Genomic DNA, 15,564 nt, shown 5'->3' on the forward strand with positions numbered 1-15,564 from the left:
TGACCTTTCACAGATTTTGATTTTTAACTTTACCCATTGATTGCGAGAACCACCCCTACGACTGCGCCGACCAATCCGATGACAGAGAATAAGAGTACGATCTTGTTTTCGCTCCAACCGCTCATCTCATAGCTGTGATGAATCGGGCTCATCTTAAAAATCCGCTTACCGGTGAGTTTGAACGAAGCCACCTGTAAAACGACCGACAGCATATCGATGTAATAGACAATGCCGATCGGAATCAACAGCAGCGGTTTTCCTAAATAAAAAGCCATTGTGATGATTGCGCCGCCTAAAAAGTGATTGCCTAGATCCCCCATAAAGACCTTTGCGGGATTGTGGTTATGTATTAAAAAGCCCAGACAGCAGCCCAAAATGATCGCTGCCCAAACCTGCCCACCGAATGCGTGAAGCACCGAAAAAATCACTAAAAAAGCAGCGGAGGAAATCGCCGTGGTGGTTGAACTGAGGCCGTCGATACCGTCGTGGATGTTGACTGCGTTCACCGTTCCCACGATCAGCACGATCATCAAAGGATAATACCAAAACCCGATGTCGAACCAACCCGCATACGGCACCCAAAGCAAGGTGTCGGAAAGGCCCAGCAATTCCATTGTCGAAAGATAGGCCACCGCCGTAAGTGTCTGTAAAAAGATTTTCTGCCAACCGGAAATCCCCGCGTTATTTTGCTTCGAGACCTTGGCGTAATCATCCAAAAATCCGCAGAATGTAAAGAACAAGGCCATGACCAAGCCGCAGATCAATTTCAAATTGACGCTCTCAACGGCTTCGGCAGATCCGTAAGTATCATTGGCTCCGCCGGTCGCAATCATCGTCACGATCAAAGCGACAATCGCCGCTAAAATGAACATCAGGCCGCCCATCGTCGGCGTTCCGCGCTTCTTTTCGTGCCAGGTCGGACCGATTTCCTTGATCGGCTGGCCGAACTTAATTTTATGCAGCCAGGGAATCATAAAATACCCGGACAGCCAGGTGATGATAAAGGCGATCAGAGCGCCCGTTCCAATTAAAAGTGTATTGTTCATCGGATCTGCCCCTTATTATAATAAACTCAGGAATTGCGCCGCGACTTCACGCTCATCGAAATGCAGCACCGAATCGCCGACTTTTTGATAGGTCTCGTGACCCTTGCCGGCTAAAATCACGACGTCACCGGGCTGATGTTCCAAAATTGCGGTTCTGATGGCCTCGCGCCGGTCACAGATAACCTTGCGCTTTTTGGGTTGTTTCATTCCGTCAATAATTTCCCGGATAATGGCCTCAGGGTCTTCATGGCGCGGATTATCGGAGGTGACATAGACAAAATCGGCCAGTTCCTCTGCGATTTTACCCATCAGCGGGCGTTTGAGCTTATCGCGGTCGCCGCCGCATCCGAACACCACAACTACTCTCCCCGTCGAGAAACTCCGTACGGTTTTGAGGACCTTTTCAAGTGCGTCGGGTTTGTGTGCGTAATCCAGCAAAATTGTAAAATCCCTGCCGGTCGGAATGATCTCAAGCCGTCCGGGTACCGTCGAAACCGCACCGAAGGATCGGCAGACCTCGTCAAATCCAAACCCGCACTGTACCAGCAGCGCCGCCGCCGTCATTGCGTTATAGACCGTAAAACTGCCCAATACCGGAACTTTGATATGCCGCTTTTCGCTGTTGTATTCCAAATTAAACTGCGTACCCTGAATATTGCATTCGACATCGGATGCGTTCATCGCACCTTTTCCCTTTGCCGAGATAAAAAGCGGTTTGCCCGCGAACAATTCCATACCTTCGACACCTTTGGGATCATCCGCGTTTGAAACGGCCGTCTTCGCCAATGCGAACAGCGGCTTTTTGGCATTCAGATAGGCCTGCATGCTGCCATGGTAATCCAGATGATCCTGCGAAAAATTCGTAAACGCCGCCGCTTCAAAACGGCAGCCGTCGATCCGACCCTGCGCAATGCCCTGCGAACTGACCTCCATGACAACATATTCGCAGCCCTCGACCGCCATCAGCTTGAACAGGCGCTGCAGTTCCTCGGGTTCGGGGGTCGTCTGGTCTGCGGGAAATTCCCGGCTGCCGGCCATGCATTTGACCGTTCCGATCAGGCCGGTCTTTTTTCCGAGACGATCCAGCATCGCTTTGACCATGAACGTCGTGCTGGTCTTGCCGCTCGTGCCGGTCACACCGATGAGTTTATATCGTTCACTGGGGTATTCGTAATAAGCGGCGATGAGTTTGTTTAAAGCCGCCCTTGTATCACTGACGATCACCTGATGCGGCAGGCCCAAATCGCGCTCGACGACGACCGCCGCCGCGCCCTTTTGCAGTACCTCGGCACAGGCGTTGTGACCGTCGAAATGGATTCCGCTGATGGCCACAAACAGATCTCCCGGGCAGACTTTGCGTGAATCGCTGACAATGCTGGTGATCTCGCCGTCATCGCAGACCGACAATACATCCACGCGTTCCAATAATTGATACAGCCGCATTCTTATGATCATCCTTTCGCAGGTTCTTTCGGAATTCGTCCTTATTCTATTTTACTCCACACTGTCGGTATAACGCAAGCGAATTTCAACGACTGTTCCGATTTCCACTTCGGTTCCGGCCGCAGGGCTCTGGGAGGCGATAATCGCTTCGGAACTGCCCGCACGCGCACCGACAATTGAAATGTTCAAATCCCGGTTGGTCAGCTTGCTGTTGGCTGTTCCGACCGAATCGCCGGTCAGATCGGGCACAACGACCGTTTTGACCGAGTCGCTGCCGAAGGCCACGACAACCGTGCCGCCCTTCGGAATGGAACTGCCCGCCGCAGGCACCTGATATAACACGGTATCGCCGCTTCCGACCGCCTGCATCTTCAAGCCCTTGTTGGTCAGCGTCTTGTCGGCTGCCGACTTGCTCTTACCGGTGACATCCGGCGTAGTGACGCTGAGATTTGCAAGCTCTTCTTCGGTATAAATCGGCTCGATGCCCAAATACGGCAAAACATCGCCGAGAATGTCAGCCACTAACGGCGCTGCAATCTGACCGCCGAAATTGGAAAAGCTGTGCGGCTGGTCGAGGATGACCAAAATGGCAATCTGCGGGTCATCCGCCGGAGCAAATCCGCAGAACGAGGCGATGACCTCGTTGAGCTTGTTGCCTTCCTCGTCATAAAGGTCAATTTTTTCGGACGTACCGGTTTTACCGGCCACCCGATATCCGGCCACATAGGCGTTTCGCCCGGTGCCCGAGCTGACCACCTGTTCAAGCAATTCACACATGGTATCGGAGGTCTCCTCCGAAATCACCTGGCGCCGAACCGTGGGCGTTGTGGTCTGTTGGACTACGCCGTCTGCGGAGACGACGCTCTTGACAATATAGGGCTGCATCAAATTGCCGCCGTTTGCAACTGCCGAGACGGCCGTGATCATTTGCAGCGGGGTGACTTTAAAGGTCTGACCGAATGACGATACCGCCAATTCCACCGGACCCATTTCTTCAACGTCATGCGCGATGCCGATTTCTTCGCCCGACAGATCAATGCCGGTCTTTTCGGTAAGCCCGAAAGCCTCATAATATTCCATGAACTTGGTTGCCCCGAGTCGTGCGCCGATCTGCATAAACGCGACGTTACAGGAATTCCCCAACGCTTCGCCGAAAGTTTGGACTCCGTGCCCTCCTGCCTTCCAACAGCTGATACGCCGGTCGGCCACCTGAAGATATCCGTTGCAGGTGAATGTATCGTCGAGATCCACCACACCTTCCTCAAGCGCTGACGCTGCGGTGATAATTTTAAAGACAGAGCCCGGTTCATAGACCTCGCTTGTTATTTTGTTGCGCCACTGGTCGTTTTGCGCCACGCTCAAAGCCGCTTTGTATTTATCAGGATCCAGTTTTGTGAGTTCTTCGCGAATTTCTTCGCTGTCGATGGTAAACGGCTCGTTCGGATTATAATCCCCTTTTGTCGCCATCGCCAGAATTGCACCGGTATTGACATCCATGATGATGCCGGCAGCCCGGTTGGTGACGTTGTGATCCTCTACCGCGGCTTCGAGATGCTTTTCGAGATAAAGCTGCACCACCTCGTCGATGGTAAGCACCAAACTGGCGCCGTCCTCCGCATCAATCGTCGTCTCGTATTCAGAGGGCATGTTGACGTTGATACCGTTTTTTAAACTGATAATGCGTCCCGGCGTTCCTTTCAGCAATTCATCATAATATAATTCCACACCGTACAGACCCTGATTGTCCGTACCGGTAAAACCGAGCAGCGTTGCCGCAAAATTGCCGTAGGGATAATAACGTTTGGTATCTGTTGCAAGTGAAATACAACTGAGTTTGTTGTCGGCAATGAATGCACTGATCTGATCGGCCTGCTCTTTTTCGATTTTGCGCTTGACGCAGACATAGCTGACATTTTTTTGAGTATAGTTATATACCGTTTCGCGATCCATATCAAGGATGACCGAGAGGTTGTCTGCCAGAAGATTGCGCAGTGTCTCCGCTTTTTGCGAACCTTCCGCGGTTCCGTCGTCGAGTTTTCGGATCTCCGACGGATACAGGTCCAGCATCCAACAGGTGGCGTTTTGCGCAAGCACTTTGTAATTGCGGTCGTATATCGTTCCGCGTATCGGCGTGATGGTATAGTCCTTCAGTTGGTTTTCAAGAGCAAGCTGTGCATAACTCTTTCCGTTATGGGTGGCGAGAAATTGGATATTAAATAAACTGGCCACCAGCACCGGCGCGATAACCGCACAGATGATGATGCCGAGAATAATCAGCCGCCTTTTCATTTTCGGACTGCTGCCGCTGACCGGTAATTCTGTTTTTGACACTTGTTTTTCGCCGCCCATCCCTTTGGCCGCCTTTCGCAAGAGTTGACGCCTTTCAGGCGTTATTTATTTTATAATAACAGCGACAAGGTTTCAATTCAAATTTTATAGTTTGGTCAAATGAAACTTCTTCCACACAACAAACTTGCCCCTGTTTCTAAAATGAAAGCCGACACTTTCCGATGTCGGCTCCATGTTCAGTTCAATTTTAATTTTATTTCAGTTCCCGCTGATATATGCCGCGACCTGCTCAAAGAACCTGCCGATTGTGGCAAAAATGCCGTTTTCACTGCGCAGTCCGGTTTCAGCTTCTTCAACCGGTAATGTAATGTAATTCACCTGATCGCTGCTGATCGGCGTCATGCCGTATTCGTTTTTGGCTACGTCTTCAGCGGTGCGGATATTGACCCGTTCTTCAAGCTCCCGATTCATTTCCTGATAGTCGGTTTTTAACTGTTGGATCTTCGCGGTTGTACGCGTGATCTCTCGATTGACCTCGTTCAGTTTTGCTTGGTTGTAAACCACTACGCCGAACATGATCATCAACACGATACATGCCGTAAAAACCTTGGCGATCTTCGACATACGCAGCCGGCTGATTGATGCATCCATGCCCCGGATTTCGGAGACCTGCGTTTTCAAGGTGGGTTTTTTGACCGGCTTTAGTGTAATGTCCGCAGCGGACTTTGGCGTAAAGTCCGCTTGAATGGTCTTTTTGGCAGCCTCGGCTTGCCTGCGCTGACGCGCCTCGCGGTCAAACCGCGAAAAGTCGTACGCGAGATTGTCGTATTGTGCCATGGCAGACCATTCCTCTCTTCTTTTAATCCCTTATTTTGTGCCCGTGAATTTTTATCTTTCTTTACTTTATAATCTCTCTATAATTCTCAGCTTTGCGCTCTGCGAACGCGGGTTCTCGTCTAATTCCTTCTGAGACGGCAGCATGGGTTTCTTTGTGATCAATTTGCCTTCTGCCCGGTGATTGCATACGCAAATCGGAAATTCGGGAGGACAGATACAATCGGTGATTTTGTCTTTATAAAACCGCTTTGTCATCCGATCCTCGAGTGAGTGGAAGGTCAAAATGACCATCCGGCCCCCGTGGTTTAATTTTTGCCATCCGGCTTCCATGCCTGCGGCGAGCTCTCCCAACTCGTCGTTGACCTCAATTCTGAGGGCCTGAAAGCACCGTTTGGCGGGATGTCCTTTTTCGCTTCGGGCGGCAGCCGGCATGGCGTTCTTTATAATATCCGCCAGCTCGGTGGTCGTCTTTATCTCCCGCTTGGCCCGAACCTCGCAGATCGCCGCGGCGATCCTTCTTGAATAACGTTCCTCTCCATACTCGTAAAATATCCGCTCGAGATCTTCTTTTTTATAGGTGTTGATAACCTCCCGCGCGGACAAACCCCTCGTTTGATCCATCCTCATGTCAGCTTCTGCTTCGTTTTTGTAAGAAAAACCCCTCCCCGTTTCGTCGAGTTGATGTGACGATACCCCGCAATCGATCAGGATTCCGTCGACGCCGTCTATGTCAAGCTCGGAAAGCAGCCCTGCCATCCGGCTGAAACGGTCATGGTAAACCTTTGCGCTGTTGTATTTTGAAAGCCGCTCACTTGCCGCCTTCACCGCCTCCGGGTCACGATCTATCGCAATCAGGCGACCCGTCGTCAGGTGCTTTGCAATCTGCTCCGAGTGTCCGCCGCCCCCCGCTGTGGCGTCGACGTAGACGCCGTCCGGTTTGATTGCAAGCCCTTCGATGCATTCATCCAGCATCACGCTGTAGTGGTTGAATTCCATTTTTATAACCCGATGTTGCCCGGAATCTTGAACGGTCCCGCTTCGGGCAGTTTGGCTTTGCTCCAGATCTCGATGTAGTTCATCGCGCCGATGATGACGACTTCGCTTTTTTCCTCGAGACCCGCCAATTTGCGCAGTTCCGGGGATATGGTGACGCGTCCCTGCTTGTCCGGTGTGACCTCGATGGCGAAACGAAAGATGTCGCGCATTCCGAGACGCACGTCTCTGGGCATGCTCTCGATGTTCTCTTTTACGCGCTCCCAAGTCACCGCGGAATATCCCGCCAGACACCCGGAGTCGCCGTCCATGAGAATGACGAAGGACTCACCCATCTCCTCGCGAAACTTCGCGGGCACGAACAACCGGCCTTTATCGTCGATATTGTACGTAAAACTGCCGATCAGCAAGGTCCTTCCTCCTCTCGTATAATTTCGACGGCAAAGTGTCCGTTTCGAGCGGTTTTTTCACCACTTTCAACCTCGGCTCACCTATTTAACCCACCGTGACCCTATTATACCGCATTTCGCCCCCATATGCAAGCACGGCAATCAAGATAAAAATAGTAATATCTTAACATTTATTGTGATTATGTGATTTTTGTCACAAAACAGAAAAAGCGAGGTGAAATCCTCGCTTTTTGTGTGACTTTATTGTCGGCTATTGTCGTATCATCCGGCTTTTGCTCGGCGTTTGACGATTAAGAAAACAGCGGCTGCCGAGACTATCATGAGAACCAGTACCACTGTGACGCCTGAATTCTGCGCACCCATCGTCGGCGATGAAACATCGACCATCGAAGTCGTTTGACTCAAAGCCGAGACATCGCTGATCAGCGATGTCTGGGTATCGCTTATGTCCCGGAGATCGCTGTTGACGACCGAAATCTCAGAGCTGGTCAGCGCCGGGGAGGTTATCGAATTATTTTGAACATACACATACACGTTCAGCGAAGCGGTGTTTCCGTCACCGTCGGTCACGGTGTAAGTTATAGTATAGCGCCCGAGTGTTCGGGTGTCGACCGCCTGAATCGTGTCATATACCGCATTTACACCCGATTCCGCCGTGTAAGACGATATGACCTTGACATGTGCTTGAATTTGATCGGTCAGATCACCGTCCTCGGGATCGATCGCGCGCAGATTCAACCCCGGTTCGGATTTCAGGTCAAACGCGGTATCGCGCTGAATAATCGTGAGATTGTTGGCCGTGATGACCGGTGCGCCGCCTTTGTAAAGCGATACTTTCACCGAGAGGTCCGGAGCGGCCCCGGTGAGAAATGTATAAGTGAATTCCGACGGCTCACTGTCAAAGGACAGAATGCCCGTCGCGGTATCCAGCGTCCCGCTGCTGCAGGAGATGATCTTGCTTAGATTATCTTTCCCGACCAAAGTGCCGAGATCGACCGTCCACTTACCGCCCTGTTCAGTCTTCTGCGCGGTGACGATCTGCGAGGATAAAGAAAAGGACTGAAGTTTGCTGTTCGCGCTCAGATCAAGTGCGGAGATGTTGTTTTGAAACGCAGACAAGCGCTGTAATTCTCCCGCCTCCGAGAGATTGAGCTGATCGAGTCGGTTGTTGCTGCATTCGATTTCGGAAAGCGACACGCAGCCCGAGACATTGATCTCACTCAATTGATTATACTCACAATACAAACCCGTCAGCGCTATACATCCCGAGAGATTCAATGACTCAAGGTTGTTATCCGAGCAGTTGACATATAGTAACTGTGTCAACCCAGAGAGATCAAATTCCGTCAGGTTATTGCCATAACACCAAATCCGCTCAAGTTGCATAAAGTTTTTTATCCCCTCAAGCGACATCACCGTTCCGTCCGTAATTTCATTGAGAGAAATCGTCGTGACCGCCGCGCATTCCTTTTCAGAAAGCGTGCCATCCTTGTTGAGGTCGAACTGCTGAACATATTGCCGAAAAACGGGATCCGGAAAATTTGAAGCGTCGATCAGGACTCCGGCGGCAGACAGGGTCAGCGGCAGGATTGCCGACAGCAGTGCAAGGCAAGTCAGAATTGCGAAGAACTTTTTCATGATGTTTCTCCTTTTATTGATTTGATTGGAATCCATTTTATGGGATGAAAAAGGCGCGAAAACACCTTTGGGTGAATCGCTGTAAATATGTAATCTAATTCTCCAGTTCCAAGAACACCTGAGAGAGCATTTCGAGGGTGTTGGTGGCGTCGGCGGCGGTGACGGAGTATTTTTCTGCGGCGTATTCCCCGGCCTTTCCGCAGCACCACGCACCGAGACAGGCTGCGTCAAATGGTTCGACGCCCTGCGCCGCAAATCCGCCGATCACGCCGGCTAACACATCGCCGCTGCCGCCTTTGGCCATCGCCGGACTGCCCGCCGAAACCACGCAGATCCGCTCGCCGTCGGTGATGATCGTATCCGCGCCTTTTAACAGCAGTGTCACATCGTTTTGGCCTGCAAAATCCAGCGCCGCTTCGAGCTTTTTCTCCAGTAACTCGACCAGCGGAATGCCGGTCAGGCGGGAAAATTCGCCGGGATGCGGCGTCAATATCAGACGTTTTCCGTACTGGGCAAGCAATTCGCGGTATTCGGCGATGGAATTGAGTGCGTCGGCATCAAGCACCATCGGAATATCGGTGCGGTCGGCCAGTTCAAAGATGATATCGGCCCGGTCGCTGCCGCTGCCCCATCCGCATCCGGCCACAAGTGCCGTCGCCCGTTTGGCCTGTTCATAGATGCTTTGCGCACCGCGCTCATCGATGTGCCCGTAGCCCATCGTGTCATAAGCATCGGTCGTATAAAAATTTGTCATCTGTATGGTCAGATCAGCGGCAATTGCACCGCCGATACGCTTGTCGGAAAACAATTCAACCAAGCCCGAACCCGCCTTGGATGCGCCTTTTGCGGCCAGTTTCGCCGCACCGCACATCCCCGGCTGACCCGCCAATACAAGCGTGCGCCCGAAATCGCCTTTATGGGTGTATTTTTCACGCAGGGGAAACCGCTCTTTGATATAAGCCGCGTCGGTCAGTTCGATGGTTCCGTACTGTTCGAAAATCTCCGGTTTGATGCCGATATCTGCCAAAACGACTTCGCCGCATTTTTGAGCCGACGGGCAGATATAATGCGCGGGTTTACAGGCCCCGAACGCAATGGTCACATCAGCACGAAAAGCGCTTTTATCGACACTTCCGTCGTCTGCGCGGCAGCCCGACGGGATGTCGAGAGAAAATTTCAGCGCGTGCGAGGAATTCATGATTCCAAGCAGACGCGCCGTCTTTTCATCCGTTTCGCCGTGAAAGCCGATTCCGAACACCGCATCGACAAGTACCTGCGCCGAACAGATCAACTCGGTTGCACCGTCTTCGTCTCCGCGAAAATCCAAAATTTCAAGCCTGTCTCCGATTTTGTCAAATGCCAGCTGAGCGGCCGCTGTTCCCGGATTTCCCCGCCCCAAAATAACCGAACATTCAAATCCCGCCAAAGCAAGGTATAAGGCGCACAAAAAACCGTCTCCGCCGTTGTTGCCGTTTCCGCAGACCACAACTGTTTTACGGGGTTCAACACGCTGATGAATCGATTCTGCAGCTGCCCTTGCCGCATTTTCCATCAGCACGGCTTGAGAGAGCCCCTCGCAGTCGGCGAGCAGCTCCGCGTTTTTCATCTGGGAAGCGGTGAGCAATTTCAACGTGACGACCCCCTTTTTACGGCGTGGTCTCTTTTCCCTTTCCGAACACGGCCAGACGCAGTTGAATCGGCAGCGTCCGTTTGATCAGTTCCAACATCTGTTCATCCGGTTCAAAGATCACCATGTCTCTTCTGCCCCGATCGGCCAAGCAAACCGTATACCAGAGCTCCTTGGTACTGCCGGTATAGGCGCTGAAGACGCGATAGGGTTTGTATTCGCGTTTCTTGGCGGGTGTATATCGCCCGAAAGAGGTGATGCGTGTAAAATCAATTCGTGTTAACGTAGCACGAACGCCTTTTTTTTGAATTTTATCAATGTTGATATTTCCCTCGATGAACTCGTAGCAGAATTCGGGACTCAGCCGTTTAGTGTACAACACCGCGAGCATGATAACCATGAGCATAAAAATCAATGCCAACAATGTGCCGCCGTATTGCGGATATTTGAACACCATCAGATAAAATCCGGCAGCGGCAATAATGACGGCACCGATCCATACAAACACAGCCATTATTCTTTCTCCGGCTGTCGGTTTTCTTTGCACGGTTTGTTCGTAATACTGCTCCATATTGTCCTCCAAAGACATTCATTACAGGTATTCTATCATAGTTCCAAGCAATTTTCAACCTTGACTTTTTTTGCCTTTCATGATATGCTCGTTTACGTTAAAAACGCAAAAAAATTGTTTTTAACAAGCCGTTTTATAAATATATTAATCATTTTTTTGATAAAAGGTGTGGGTCTGTTTGAACAACTCCATCGGGGCGCTTGCGTTCGCAAAATTGAATTTATCGCTTTCGATCCTGTCCAAACGCGCCGACGGTCTCCATGAGTTGCATTCGGTGATGCAAAGCGTTTCGCTTTGTGACCGTGTGACCCTCACCCGCACCAACGACGGCTTGATCACCCCCGGAACGGGAACCTTCGGCGACAGCGACATCACCGTCTCTGCCGCCAACGCGTTTTTCCGAGCTGTCGGTATTATAAATTCGGGATTGCGCATCGATATTGAAAAACACATTCCCGCAGCTGCGGGACTCGGCGGCGGCAGCGCGGACGGTGCGGCGGTATTATGTTGTTTGAATGAATTATTTTGCACGGGGCTTTCGCTGCGGGAACTGTGTGCAATCGGTTTCGGCGTCGGTGCGGACATTCCGTTCTGCATCGTCGGATCTACCGCTCTGGTAACCGGTGCCGGCGAACAGGTTCAACCGCTTTTGCCGATTCCGGACTGTGAATTATTAATATTCTCTAAAGATACCAAATCCGGCACGGCGCAGATGTTTTCTGAATATGATCGCCGGTTTCCGAATGAAAAACCCGAACCCGCAACACCGGATACATCCGACTTTAGATCCCTGCGCCGCAGCGTCCACAATGATTTTCTGCCCCTGTACGGCGGTCTTTTTGATAAAGCTTTTTCAGCCGTAAAACAGTATTTCCCGATCTGCTTCGGACTCTCGGGCAGCGGTCCGTCCGCGTTTGCGATGTTCGAAAAGCCGAATACCCCCTGCGAAAGTGATCTCATATTTCTGGGTTATCACGTTATTCGCACAAAACCGGAACGCAAGGGGGTCAGCATTCTTGGTTAACACCCGTTTTCCTGCAGACATATACTTTGGTATAAATAAAATGTAACCATAGGTTATGTTTGGAGGAATTCTTATGCTGGATTTGAAAAGCGGGGTTTTGATCTCTGTGGGAATTACAGGCGGCGTGATTATCGCAATTATAATTCCGCCGTTTTGGGCGGTTTTGATCTGCGGGGCTTTAATTTTTGTCATCCTTCGGTTTTTGTCCGAAAGACGCTGCCGCAGAAGAAGATAGACCCATACATAAGATTGCAATGAGGATGGAGAAAGCGATTATGGAATTGAAAAAAGTTCCGACGGGAAAACTGATTGTGCACAGCTGTCTCGGAATTCTGGCAGGCGTTACGATCGTACCGGGTCTGGCGCTCGGAAATTTACTCTATAACCATGCGCTCAACCGTAAATATGACCGCATCAATTTTAATAATCAACCCTCAGAGGATTCTGAGACGGTTCCGCAGGAATGCCCGGCGCAGAATGTGTTTGTGCAAGACTCCGACTCTGAATGGGCTGAGATATTCGAAACGCGCAAAGAACGCGAAATCACCTCTTATGACGGTCTGACGCTGCGCGCTTATCAACTCGGAGACAACAGCGCAAAACGACAGGTGATTATGGTGCACGGCTACGGCGGCGATCATCTGATGTACCGGCAGCTGGCAAAGCACTTTTATAAAACCGGATTCTCCATTTTGATGCCCGACTTGCGCGGACACGGCAAGAGCGAGGGCAATGTGATCTGTATGGGCTGGAAAGACCGGCTCGATATCATCAAATGGATTGATCTGCTGGTCTCGGAAAATCCCCGCTGCGAAATCGTGCTGTACGGGATCAGCATGGGCGCTGCAACCGTGATGATGACCTCCGGCGAAAAACTGCCCGACAACGTCAAGGCAATTATTGAGGACTGCGGCTATACCTCGGCGGCAGAACAGTTCGGCTATTGCATGAAGACGTTCTTCAACATCGTCCCCTTCCCGATTCTGCAATACTCAAATCTCGTCTGCCGAATCCGCGGAGGATGGGGATTTTGGCAGGCCAGCGCCGTCAAACAGTTAAATAAGAATTATCTTCCGATGTTGTTTATCCACGGGGCTGATGACGATTTTGTCCCCGCATTTATGATCGATAAGGTCTATGCCGCAACGATGGGGCCCAAAGAAAAATTGATCGTCCCGGGCGCAAAACACGCCGAAGCCTGCTGCGTCGACCCCGAGGGCTACGGCAGAGCGGTCGAAGGATTTTTGAAAAAATATATTGATTAGAGGAACATCATAATGGATTATCTGCAAAAAGCCAAGGACTTTTTTAAAGCCGACATCTACGCCGTCGAGACAACCGGCATCGAAATACTCGAGGCCGCACCCAATTATGCCAAATGCCGCCTTGACGTCACAGAAAAACACCTGAACGCGGCAAACACGGTCATGGGCGGTGCGATCTTCACACTGGCCGATTTCACGTTTGCAGTCGCCGCCAATATCGGAGGGGTGATGACTCAGTCGCTGACTTCACAGATCGCCTATCTGAACGTCGCCAAAGGCAAGACCTTGTTCGCAGAAGCGAACTGCATCAAAGACGGCAAGAGCACCTGTTATTTTATTGTCGAGATCACGGACGAGCTGGGCACCAAAGTCGCCTCGGTTTCGGCAACCGGATTCAGAAAAGTTTGTAAAACAATGTAGGGGCGGATAATATCCGCCCGAAAACAAATCCGCGCATACTCAATATTCAGAATAAGTATACATGCGGGCGGATGATATCCGCCCCTACAAATACATGCCTCGGACGGCGTCGTATAGCCCTCTGGTGGTGATGCGCAATTCGGGGATCACCGGCAGCGATAAAAACGACAAAGTCACCAGCGGATCGATGTCCGCATTTACGCCCATTTGATGGGCGTTTTTTTTCAATCGGGCAATTTCATTCTGCACAAAATCCGCATCTGCCATCGGCATCAGGCCCATAATCTCAAGCCCGACCGCGTTGATGACTTTGCCGTTTTTTACGAGTACATACCCGCCCTGCTTCTCGATCAGCATCGATACCGCAAGCAGCATATCGCGGTCATTATCTCCGGCGACGATCAGGTTATGGGAATCGTGTGCCACAGTCGAGGCGATTGCGCCGTTCTCAATGCCAAAGCCTTTTAGTGCGGCAACTCCGACTTTTCCCGTGGCCTTATGCCGTTCGAACACAGCGACTTTATTATAAATTCGGTCAGGGATAAAAATGCCGTCGTTACAAGGCAAAACGACATCTTCGCGCTCGGTCAGAATCTGACCCGGAACGAGGCAAATGACCGGCACCTTTTGTTCCGAACCCTCAAGACGAAGCTGCGAAGCGCTGACTTTGGCGATATTGATTGTCTTTTTCAATGCCGTCGGCACCTGCTTATTTTTCGCTGAGGTATCTGAAATGTGCTCTCCATGATAATAAACGTCCCGGATTTTAAAATCTTTTAAGTCCTCGACGACGATAAAATTGGCTTTCCTGCCCGGTGCGATTGCGCCGATCTCTTTCAGTCCGTAACAGGCCGCAGGATTGATCGTAGCCATTTTAACTGCCGTAACCGGATCCATGCCCAGCGCAACCGCTTTTCGGATATTGGCGATGATATGGCCTTCGCGCTTGATATCGGCGATGTGCTTATCGTCCGTGCAGAAGCAAAACCGCTCCGTCGGCAGATTCTTATCGAGAATTCCCTTTACAATTGCCTCGAGATTATGCGCCGCGCTGCCCTCCCGAATCAACACCCAAAAACCCGTGCGCAGCTGGCGGATGGCTGAGTCGATATCACAGCACTCGTGGTCGGTCTCAATGCCCGCCACCCGGCAGGCGGCAATCTCTTTATCGTCCTTTTCCCCGGCATGTCCGTCAATAATACGGTTCGAAAACAGTTTCAGTTTGTCGGCCATGGCCTTATCCCCATTGATAACGGCCGGAATATCCATCACCTCGGCAAGCCCCAAAACGCGCGGATTGTCGAAATATTTTTTCATCATCTCGGCGTCGAGAATACCGCCGTTATCTTCGGACGGGATGGATGGTACGCAGGATGGGATCATCATAAACACGTCTGCGGGCAAGTTGGCGGTCGCGTCAAGCATATAGTCGATGCCCACGCAGCCGGAGACGTTTGCGGCTTCATGCGGATCGGCGATAAACCCGAGTGTCCCGCTCTTCATACATAGCAATATGGTCTCTTCGGGCCTGGCCGCTGCGGATTCGAGGTGCAGATGCGCGTCAATCAGCCCCGGGATGACAATTTTACCGCCGAGATCAATCTCGGTTTCACCTTTATAAGCACCGACGCCCACAATCGTATCACCGCAAACCGCGATATCGGCCTTCAGAATCTCGCCGGAAAAAACGTTGACCGCCCGCGCATTCTTGAATACCTTGTCCGCTTTTTGTTTTCCTGCTGCCTCATTGATTGATCTTTTCCGAATTGTATTATTCATAGAGTCCTTCCTTTTTGAAAAGTCCATTCTCTTATCCATGTTATTGATAGAATTTTTCGGATTATAACATATAATCGAAAATATTGCAAGAGCAAAGACATCGGGACAGCAAATAACCCCGCCGTTTGCAATTTGCAAACGGCGGGAGTTTTATTCTTATTTCTATTCCCCGGAATCCGGGTGAATATATTCGGATGTGCCTTTCCTTATGATAAATCCATC

14 protein-coding genes are annotated in these 15,564 nt (G+C 51.0%); 4 read left to right on the top strand and 10 right to left on the bottom strand.

All coding sequences use genetic code 11. The features are described 5' to 3' along the window. Positions 1-29 precede the first annotated feature (29 nt). From mraY to PK629_03910, 9 genes are all read right to left on the bottom strand, one after another. Positions 30-1,046: a phospho-N-acetylmuramoyl-pentapeptide-transferase gene (gene mraY / locus PK629_03870; GenBank protein HOP10611.1), complete on the bottom strand. Its 1,017-nt coding sequence runs from the start codon at positions 1,044-1,046 to the stop codon at positions 30-32. Positions 1,047-1,061: 15 nt separating this feature from the next. Next, positions 1,062-2,501, bottom strand: a complete 1,440-nt coding sequence (locus tag PK629_03875) for a UDP-N-acetylmuramoyl-L-alanyl-D-glutamate--2,6-diaminopimelate ligase (protein ID HOP10612.1) — start codon at positions 2,499-2,501, stop codon at positions 1,062-1,064. Between the two features lie 39 nt (positions 2,502-2,540). Further along, complete coding sequence (locus PK629_03880; protein HOP10613.1) at positions 2,541-4,820, bottom strand: penicillin-binding transpeptidase domain-containing protein; 2,280 nt, start codon at positions 4,818-4,820, stop codon at positions 2,541-2,543. A gap of 216 nt (positions 4,821-5,036) precedes the next feature. Next, the gene (locus PK629_03885) at positions 5,037-5,615 is read right to left on the bottom strand and encodes a hypothetical protein (GenBank protein ID HOP10614.1); all 579 of its coding nucleotides are present in this window, start codon (positions 5,613-5,615) and stop codon (positions 5,037-5,039) included. A 66-nt stretch (positions 5,616-5,681) separates the two neighbouring features. Then, positions 5,682-6,611 carry a 16S rRNA (cytosine(1402)-N(4))-methyltransferase RsmH gene (rsmH, locus tag PK629_03890; protein ID HOP10615.1) on the bottom strand — a complete coding sequence of 310 codons (930 nt, stop codon included), beginning with the start codon at positions 6,609-6,611 and terminating at the stop codon, positions 5,682-5,684. A gap of 2 nt (positions 6,612-6,613) precedes the next feature. Beyond that, complete coding sequence (locus PK629_03895) at positions 6,614-7,018, bottom strand: division/cell wall cluster transcriptional repressor MraZ (protein HOP10616.1); 405 nt, start codon at positions 7,016-7,018, stop codon at positions 6,614-6,616. A 261-nt stretch (positions 7,019-7,279) separates the two neighbouring features. After that, positions 7,280-8,656, bottom strand: coding sequence for a hypothetical protein (locus tag PK629_03900; GenBank protein ID HOP10617.1), 1,377 nt, complete (start codon positions 8,654-8,656; stop codon positions 7,280-7,282). A 94-nt stretch (positions 8,657-8,750) separates the two neighbouring features. Further along, positions 8,751-10,286: an NAD(P)H-hydrate dehydratase gene (locus tag PK629_03905; protein HOP10618.1), complete on the bottom strand. Its 1,536-nt coding sequence runs from the start codon at positions 10,284-10,286 to the stop codon at positions 8,751-8,753. Positions 10,287-10,302: 16 nt separating this feature from the next. Continuing rightward, the gene (locus tag PK629_03910; protein ID HOP10619.1) at positions 10,303-10,854 is read right to left on the bottom strand and encodes a DUF6106 family protein; all 552 of its coding nucleotides are present in this window, start codon (positions 10,852-10,854) and stop codon (positions 10,303-10,305) included. A 178-nt stretch (positions 10,855-11,032) separates the two neighbouring features. On the opposite strand from PK629_03910, the gene ispE reads away from it, so the two are divergent. From ispE to PK629_03930, 4 genes are all read left to right on the top strand, one after another. Then, on the top strand, positions 11,033-11,878 hold the full coding sequence (gene ispE, locus PK629_03915) for a 4-(cytidine 5'-diphospho)-2-C-methyl-D-erythritol kinase (protein ID HOP10620.1): 846 nt from the start codon (positions 11,033-11,035) through the stop codon (positions 11,876-11,878). Between the two features lie 73 nt (positions 11,879-11,951). Then, on the top strand, positions 11,952-12,113 hold the full coding sequence (locus tag PK629_03920) for a hypothetical protein (protein ID HOP10621.1): 162 nt from the start codon (positions 11,952-11,954) through the stop codon (positions 12,111-12,113). 40 nt (positions 12,114-12,153) lie between these two features. Beyond that, the gene (locus tag PK629_03925) at positions 12,154-13,143 is read left to right on the top strand and encodes an alpha/beta hydrolase (protein ID HOP10622.1); all 990 of its coding nucleotides are present in this window, start codon (positions 12,154-12,156) and stop codon (positions 13,141-13,143) included. 12 nt (positions 13,144-13,155) lie between these two features. After that, positions 13,156-13,563 carry a PaaI family thioesterase gene (locus PK629_03930; GenBank protein HOP10623.1) on the top strand — a complete coding sequence of 136 codons (408 nt, stop codon included), beginning with the start codon at positions 13,156-13,158 and terminating at the stop codon, positions 13,561-13,563. 84 nt (positions 13,564-13,647) lie between these two features. Here the strand turns inward: PK629_03930 and ade are convergent, their stop codons facing one another. Next, the gene (gene ade, locus PK629_03935; GenBank protein ID HOP10624.1) at positions 13,648-15,342 is read right to left on the bottom strand and encodes an adenine deaminase; all 1,695 of its coding nucleotides are present in this window, start codon (positions 15,340-15,342) and stop codon (positions 13,648-13,650) included. Between the last annotated feature and the right edge of the window lie 222 nt (positions 15,343-15,564).

The sequence above is a fragment of the Oscillospiraceae bacterium genome (genome assembly GCA_035380125.1).
Lineage (GTDB): Bacteria > Bacillota > Clostridia > Oscillospirales > JAKOTC01 > DAOPZJ01.